The 6,677-nt window shown below is 70.5% G+C and carries 6 protein-coding genes; all 6 read left to right on the forward strand.

Translation table 11 applies throughout. The features are described from left to right. Window positions 1-1,310 (forward strand): AMP-binding protein (locus tag ABH925_RS37330; RefSeq protein WP_370156023.1); only part of this gene is annotated, 1,310 nt, incomplete at its 5' end. Then, a complete protein-coding gene (locus ABH925_RS37335; protein WP_370156026.1) occupies window positions 1,300-2,115 on the forward strand; it encodes an alpha/beta fold hydrolase in 816 nt (271 codons plus the stop codon). The genes ABH925_RS37330 and ABH925_RS37335, both read left to right, overlap by 11 nt. After that, the gene (locus tag ABH925_RS37340) at window positions 2,112-3,407 is read left to right on the forward strand and encodes an MFS transporter (protein ID WP_370156028.1); all 1,296 of its coding nucleotides are present in this window, start codon (window positions 2,112-2,114) and stop codon (window positions 3,405-3,407) included. Before ABH925_RS37335 ends, ABH925_RS37340 begins: the two co-directional genes overlap by 4 nt. Next, window positions 3,408-4,106 (forward strand): MOSC domain-containing protein, encoded by a 699-nt coding sequence (locus tag ABH925_RS37345; protein WP_370156029.1) that lies wholly within the window; start codon window positions 3,408-3,410, stop codon window positions 4,104-4,106. Between the two features lie 29 nt (window positions 4,107-4,135). Then, window positions 4,136-5,623, forward strand: coding sequence for an ABC transporter substrate-binding protein (locus ABH925_RS37350; protein ID WP_370156031.1), 1,488 nt, complete (start codon window positions 4,136-4,138; stop codon window positions 5,621-5,623). Then, the coding region (locus tag ABH925_RS37355) for a condensation domain-containing protein (RefSeq protein ID WP_370156033.1) at window positions 5,620-6,677 on the forward strand (1,058 nt) is incomplete at its 3' end. The genes ABH925_RS37350 and ABH925_RS37355, both read left to right, overlap by 4 nt.

Genomic DNA, 6,677 nt, shown 5'->3' on the forward strand with positions numbered 1-6,677 from the left:
TCTACACCAGCGGATCCACCGGCACCCCCAAGGGCGTCATGATCGCCCACCAGGCCGTCTCCCTCTTCGCCGAGGCCTACCGCCGCACCTTCGACTTCGGACCACAGGACCGGCTGCTGCAACTCCCGGCGCTGAACTTCGACATGTCGCAGGGCGAGATGTGGACCGGCTTCCTGGTCGGCGCCACCGTGGTCGCCGTCGCCCCCGAGGACTCGCAGTCCCCCGAGGCGCTGACCGCGCTGATCCGCGAGCAGCGGGTCACCTACGCGGGCCTGCCGCCGGCCATGCTCTCGGTGCTCGAATCCGAGCCCTACGAGGACCTGCGCTATGTCATGGGCGGCGCCGAGGTGCTCCCGCCCGAGCTGGTCAACAAGTGGAACCTGCCGGGCCGCACCTTCGTGAACCTCTACGGCCCCACCGAGGCCGCGATCGCCTGCACCGAGTACACGGTGGACCATGTCGAGTGGCACAAGTCGCCGCCGATCGGCCGTCCCGAGGTCAACCGCCAGGTCTACGTGGTGGACCAGTGGCAGAACCTGGTGCCCAAGGGCGTCGGCGGCGAGCTGCTGATCGGCGGCGACGACGGCGGACTCGCCCGCGGCTACCTGAACCAGCCGGAGCTGAGCGCGGAGAAGTTCGTCACCGACCCGTTCGACCCCGACCGCACCGTCTACCGCTCCGGCGACCTGGTCCGCTGGAACGCCGACGGGCAGCTGGAGTTCATCGGCCGGGTCGACAACCAGGTCAAGCTGCGCGGCCTGCGGATCGAACTCGGCGAGATCGAGGCCGCGTTGCAGGCCCACCCCGGCGTCTCCCGTGCGGTGGTGCTGATGCGCCCCGACCGCCAGGGCGAGAACCGGCTGGTCGGCTACGTCACCGCGGAGGGCGACGCCCCCGAGAGCGACGAGCTGCGCAGGCACCTGGCCGAGTCGCTGCCGGAGTACATGGTCCCGACCGCCTGGGTGGCTCTGGACGAGTTCCCGATGAGCTCCGGCTGGAAGATCAACCGCAAGGCGCTGCCGGACCCGGTCGAGAACGAGAGCGGCCAGCAGTTCGTCGCCCCGCGCACCCCCACCGAGCAGGGCGTCGCCGACATCTTCGCCGAGGTGCTGGCGCGGCCTCAGGTCGGCGCCGAGGACAGCTTCTTCGGCATCGGCGGCAACTCGCTCCAGGCGATGCGGGCGGTCAGCAGGATCAACAAGAGCTTCAAGATCAAGATCAGCATCCGGCTGCTCTACAGCACGTCCACGGTCAGCGGCGTCGCGGCCGCGGTCGACCAGAAGGTGGAGGAGAAGACCAATGCCCGCTGATCCCGACCGGATCGTGCCGCTGCGGACCACGGGGGCCAACCCGCCGCTCTACTGCGTGCACGCGGTCTCCGGCTCCGCCTACTCCTACACCGGGCTGACCCAGCTGCTCGGCCCCGAGCAGCCGGTGCACGGCTTCGAGGCCCCCGGCTTCGACGACGACCGCACCCCGCTGCGGTCGCTGCCGGAGCTGTCGGCCGAGTACGTGGCGACGCTGCAGGAGTTCCAGCCGGAGGGCCCGGTCCAGCTGCTGGGCTGGTCGATGGGCGGCGTGATCGCCTTCGACATGGCCGAGCGGCTGACCGCCGCCGGCCGGGAAGTGGCAAGCCTGGTCCTGGTCGACGTCGGACTGCCCTGGGTGGCCGAACTGCCCGCGGAGAAGGAGATCCAGCGCCGGTTCATGCTCGACATCATGGGCATCGCCGGCGAGTCCGCGACCGGTCTGGCCGCGGTCTTCGACGGGCAGCCCGACGACGTCGACCCCGACGTGGTCTTCGCGGCGGTCGAGGAGTCCGGGATCCTGCCCGAGGAGCTCGACGCCGACCTGCTCGCCGACCGCTACGCGGTCTTCCGGGCGCACATCGAGGCGCTCTTCGGCTTCGAGGTGACCGAGCCGTACCACGGCCGGGTCACCCACATCATGGCGGCGGACTCGCTGCCCGAGTACATGCGCTGGGACCGGGTCGCCACCGACCTCAAGGAACACACCGTTCCCGGGACCCACCACTCGATCTGGACCGGCGACAGCCTCACCACCATGAGCGAGCTCGTCTCCCAGTCCCTGAGCAGTCGGAGCGCCGACCGATGACGACCACCGAAACCCCGAGCCCGGCCACTGCGGCGCCGCCGCAGTCCCTCTGGCACAACACCAACTTCCTCAAGTTCTGGCTGGGCGAGTCGCTCTCGCTGCTCGGCACCCAGGTCACCAACCTGGCGCTGCCACTGACCGCGATCATCGCCTTCAAGGCCACCGACGCGCAGGTGGGTCTGCTGCGCTTCCTGCAGCTGGTGCCCTATCTCGGCCTCGCCCTGCTGTTCGGGGTCTGGGTCGACCGGTACCGGCGCCGCCCGATCATGCTCGCCGCCAACATCACCCGGCTGGTGCTGCTGCTGCTGGTACCGGTGCTGCACTGGCTGCATGTGCTCACCATGGGCCCGCTGCTGGTGATCGCCTGCGCGATCGGCGTCGCCTCGGTGCTCTTCGACGTGAGCTGGATGTCCTACGTCCCGACCCTGGTGAAGGACTCCAAGCACTACGTCGAGGCGAGCTCCAAGATGGGCATCAGCTCGTCCACCGCCGACGTCGCCGGGCCCGGCCTGGCGGGTGTGCTGATCAGCGCGCTCACCGCGCCGGTGGCGCTGCTCGTCGACGCCGGTTCCTATCTGGTCTCGGTGGTGTCGCTGCTGCTGATCCGCACCGAGGAGCCGGCCCCGCAGCCGGCCGGCACCAAGCGGCACCTGTGGACCGAGCTGCGCGAGGGCGTCGGCTTTGTCTTCGGCGACCGGATCCTGCGCCCGCTGGCCCTGGTCGCGCCGTTCTGCAACTTCTCGCTGGTCACCGTGTGGACCATGTTCCTGCTCTACGCGGCGAAGGACCTGCAGCTCAACGCGGCCACCCTGGGCGTCGTCTTCGCCGCGGCCTCGGTCGGCGGCCTGGTCGGCGCGGCCGTCTCCAAGAAGGTGATCGACCGCTTCCCGATCGGGCTGGTCTACGCGATCTCGATGGGCGGCGTCTTCCTCGGCCCCGCGCTGATCCCGTTCGCGACCGGCCCGCGGCCGGTGCTGGTGGGGATGTTCATCCTCTCCTTCTTCATCAGCTACCTGGGCCTGGGCGTGGCGGGCGTGGTCATGGTGAGCCTCCGGCAGACCTGCACCCCGCAGTCGATGATGGGCCGGATGAGCGCCTGCTTCCGGACCATGCTCTTCGGCGGCGGCTCCCTGGGCGGCCTCTTCGCCGGCCTGCTGGCCGGTGGGATCGGCGCCAAGTCCGCACTGACCTGGGCGGCCGCCGGCTCGGCGGTCGTGGTGATCGGCCTGATCGTCTCCCCGGTCAGCCGGCTGCGCGAGCTGCCGACCGCGCCGGTCGAGGGAGCCCGCTGAATGTACGTCAAGGAACTGTGGCGCTTCCCGGTCAAGTCGATGCGCGGCGAGCAGTTGCAGACCGCCGAGCTGACCGACGACGGCGTGGCCGGTGACCGCAGGATCCACGTACGCGGGATGCGCGGCGTGCTCACCGCCCGTACCCGGTACGGGATGCTGGGCCTGGCCGCGACCACCGCACCGGACGGGCAGGTGCTGATCAACGGCGCCCCCTGGGACGGTCCCGAGTCGGCCGCCGCGATCCGCGCGGTGGCCGGCCCGGACGCGGAGGCGGTCCGCTACGCCGGCCCGGAGCGGTTCGACGTGCTGAACCTCCTGGTCGCCACCGACGGCGCCATCGCCGAGCTGAGCCACCGGAACGGCCGCCGGCTGCGGCCGAACATCGTCCTCGGCGACGTCCCCGGCCTGGCCGAACGGGCTTGGCCGGGACGGGTGCTGCGGATCGGCGAGGTGGTGATCGGCATCCTCAAGCTGCGCGCCCGCTGCATCGTCACCACCCTCGACCCGGACACCGTCGAGCAGGACCTCGACGTGCTGCGGGAGATCCACCGCGACTACGACGGCCGCTTCGCCCTGGACTGCTGGGTCGCCACGCCCGGCACGATCCGGGTCGGCGACCGGGCCGAGATCATCGACGCCGATCTGCCCGCACCCCGACCCGGCGGCTGGATCGTCGGCGCCCCCTACACCGTGGCCTGATACCCGAGGCCCGATCGGAGCGACTCCCCATGAACAGCGACCCCCGACCCACCGAACTCCGCGTCTACAACTACGAGCCCTCGGCGATCACCCCGGCCCAGGGCGGCGACCAGAACGCGATCATCATCATCCGCCAGCTCTTCAAGGGACTTGTCGAGTTCGACAAGGACACCGGTGCTCCGGTGAACCTGATCGCCGAGTCCCTGAAGTCCACCGACAACCGGGTCTGGACGGTCACCCTCCGGCAGGGCTTCCGCTTCCACAACGGCGAGCCGGTGACCGCCGACTCCTTCGTCGACGCGTGGAACTTCGCCGCCGACGAGGCCAACGCGCAGACCAACCGCGGCTTCTTCGCCCGGATCGCCGGATACGGCGACGGCCGGACCCTCTCGGGCCTGCGCCGGCTGGACGACCACCGCTTCGAGGTCACCCTGACCGAGCCGTACTCGGGATTCCCCGCGATGGTCGGCTACTCGGCCTTCTTCCCGCTCCCCCGGGCCTGCTTCGACGACCTGGCCGCCTTCGAGGCACACCCGGTCGGCAACGGCCCGTACCGGTTCGAGTCCTGGGAGCCCGGCGTCGAGGTGGCGCTCAGCCGCGCCGACGACTGGGGCGGTCCGGCCGCGCGGACCGACCGGCTCAGCTTCCGGCTGTACCCCTCGCTGGACGCCGGCTACGCCGCCTTCGAGGCGGGCGAGGTCGACCTGATGGACTTCATCCCCGCCGAGAAGTACTCGGAGGCCAGGGCCCGGTACGGCGACACCATCTTCGAGCAGGCCAGCAACAGCTACAGCTACCTCGGCGTCCCGCTCTACCTGCCGGCCTTCCAGCAGAAGCTGGTCCGGCAGGCCCTCTCGCTCGCCATCGACCGGCGGGCCGTCATCGACGCGGTGTACGACGGGCAGTACCTGCCGGCGAGCACCGTACTCAGCCCCAACTTCCTCGGCTACCGCGAGGGCGCGGGCGAGTTCTGCGTCTTCGACCCCGAGCGGGCCCGGACGCTGCTGGCGCAGGCCGGCGGCTGGCAGGGCGGCACGCTGGCACTGCACGCCAACCTCGGCGGCGGCCACGAGCCGTGGCTGGCACTGGTGGCGGAGCAGCTGAAGCAGAACCTGGACATCGACTGCGAGGTGCGGGTCGACCTGGCGTTCGGGGACTACTTCGCGCAAGCCAAGGAGAAGGGCTACGCCGGCCTGTTCCGCCGGGCGTGGGCCCCCGACTACGCCTGGGCCGAGAGCTACCTGCGGCCGATCCTCGGCGCCGGCGGCTCGGCGAACCAGCAGTTCTACGAGAACCCGGCCTTCGACGCCCTGGTCTCGCAGGGAGACGAGGCCGCCGGCCAGGCCGAGGGCGTGGGCTTCTACCAGGCCGCGGAGGATGTCGCGCTGGAGGACATGCCGATCATCCCGCTCTGGTTCCAGAAGACCTCGGTGCTCTACAGCAAGCGGGTCGGCTCGTACGTCCGCAACATCATCAACGGCTCCGACTACGCCGCCGTGGAGGTGGACCCGTCATGACGCTTCCGCTGGAGCGGCCGGTGGCCGCCGAACCCGGAAGTCCGCTCTCGTTCGGGCAGGAGCAGCTCTGGTTCCTCGACCAGCTCGCGCCCGGTGAGACGACCTACAACCTGCTGCTCGCCTGGCGGCTGCGCGGCGCCCTGGACGTCGGCATCCTGCGCCGCTGCCTCGCCCTGGTGGTGGAGCGCCACGAGGTGCTCCGGGTGACCGTCCGCGCCGTCAACGGCACGCCCTACCAGGTGGTCGCCCCGGCCGGCGAGGTGGAACTGACCATCGTGGACCTCGGCGGCCTCACCGCGGAGGAGCAGCAGGCCGCCGTGGACGCGGCGATCGCGGACCAGACCAACCAGCCGTTCGACCTGGAGACCGGCCCGCTCTACCGCTACCGGCTCTACCGGCTGGCCGACGACGACTACGTCTTCTGCCAGGGCTTCCACCACCTGGTCACCGACGGCTGGTCTTCCGCGGTGATGAACGCCGAGATCACCGCCGCCTACCAGGCGCTGCTGACCGGCGAGGATCCGGTCTTCGACGACCTGGAAATGGACTACCCGGAGTTCGCCGACTGGCAGCGGCAGCGGCTGCAGGGCGAGGAACTGGAGGAGGAGCTGACCTTCTGGCAGGAGAAGCTGGCCGACCTGCCGGTGCTGGAACTGCCGACCGACCGACCCCGCCCCGCCGTCCCGGACCACTCGGGCGCGACCGTGATCCGGCACTTCCCGCCGGAGCTGCTGGACCGGGCGCGGGCGACGGCACAGGAGCACGGTGTCTCGCTGTTCATGGTGCTGGCGGCAGCGTTCACCACGGTGCTGTCCCGCTACTCCGGCCAGGAGGACATCCCCGTCGGGGTACCCATGCTGGGCCGGGTGGAGCCCGAACTGGAGGACGTGGTCGGCCTCTTCATCAACATGGTGGTGCTGCGCTCGGACCTGTCCGGCGATCCCTCGTTCTCGGAGTTCCTGGAGCGGACGGCGGACGCGAACCTGGAGCTGTACGAGCACCAGGAGGTGCCGTTCCACCAGGTCGTGGACCGGGTGCAGCCGGTACGCGAGCC

Source organism: Streptacidiphilus sp. EB129 (assembly GCF_041262645.1).
Classification (GTDB): Bacteria; Actinomycetota; Actinomycetes; order Streptomycetales; family Streptomycetaceae; genus Streptacidiphilus.